This is a genomic window from Seonamhaeicola marinus (assembly GCF_008085455.1).
This window is the reverse complement of sequence record NZ_VSDQ01000868.1, coordinates 1-1,091: the sequence shown is the minus strand read 5'-3', so window position 1 is coordinate 1,091 and position 1,091 is coordinate 1. Positions and strand designations below refer to the sequence as shown.

The following is a 1,091-nucleotide window of genomic DNA, read 5'->3' as shown; positions in this document are numbered from 1 at the left end:
TTTGAATTTAGAAAAGCAAGAAAAATGAAACGTTGGTCTGCCATGAGTAAAGCCTTTACACGTATTGGTAAAGATATTGTAATGGCTGTTAAAGAAGGTGGCCCAGACCCAGATAGTAATTCCCGTTTACGTGCAGTTATACAGAATGCTAAATCTGTAAACATGCCAAAAGATAATATAGAACGTGCTATAAAACGAGCTAGTGATAAAAGCCAAGGCGATTACAAAGAAGTGCTTTTTGAAGGTTACGCGCAACACGGTATTGCTATTTTAGTTGAAACGGCTACTGATAATAATACAAGAACCGTAGCTAACGTACGTAGTTATTTTAATAAATGCGATGGAAGCTTAGGTACATCGGGTTCTGTTGTTTTCATGTTCGATCATACTTGTAATTTTAAAGTGAAAGGTGAAAATTTAGATTTAGAAGAATTAGAATTAGAATTGATTGATTTTGGTGTTGAAGAAATTTTTGAAGACACCGATGAAGATGCCGATGGAAACGAAGTAACTAGCGTAATGATTTACGCACCTTTTGAAAGTTTTGGTAAAATTCAAGCTTATTTAGAAGAAAATAATATCGAAATTTTATCTTCAGGTTTTGAGCGTATACCGCAGGTAACAAAAAAATTAAATGAAGAACAAGTTGCCGATGTTGAAAAATTATTAGAAAAACTAGAAGAAGATGATGATGTACAAAACGTATATCATACCATGGAAGAATCTGCTTAATAATACTTCAATATTAAATTATGGAAACAGCTTTACCACCCAATAAAACTATTAAATGGGGAATTATTGGCTGTGGTAATGTTACAGAAATTAAAAGCGGACCACCTTATAAACTAACCGAAGGTTTTGATTTAATTGCTGTAATGCGTCGTGATGAAGCTAAAGTAAAAGACTACGCTAAGCGTCATCAAATAAAAAAGTATTACACCAATGCAGAGGCGTTAATTAATGATACGGATGTTGATGCCGTTTATATAGCAACACCTCCTGATACACACAAATTTTATGCACTAAAAGTTGCTAAAGCAGGCAAAATTTGTTGTATTGAAAAACCAATGACACCATCATATAAAGATAGT

2 protein-coding genes are annotated in these 1,091 nt (G+C 33.4%); both read left to right on the top strand.

Translation table 11 applies throughout. From position 1 onward, the window contains the following. On the top strand, positions 1-732 hold a 732-nt coding region (locus FUA24_RS24495; RefSeq protein ID WP_148546053.1), incomplete at its 5' end, for a YebC/PmpR family DNA-binding transcriptional regulator. A gap of 20 nt (positions 733-752) precedes the next feature. Beyond that, positions 753-1,091: Gfo/Idh/MocA family protein (locus tag FUA24_RS24490; protein WP_148546051.1), on the top strand; the 339-nt coding region annotated here is incomplete at its 3' end.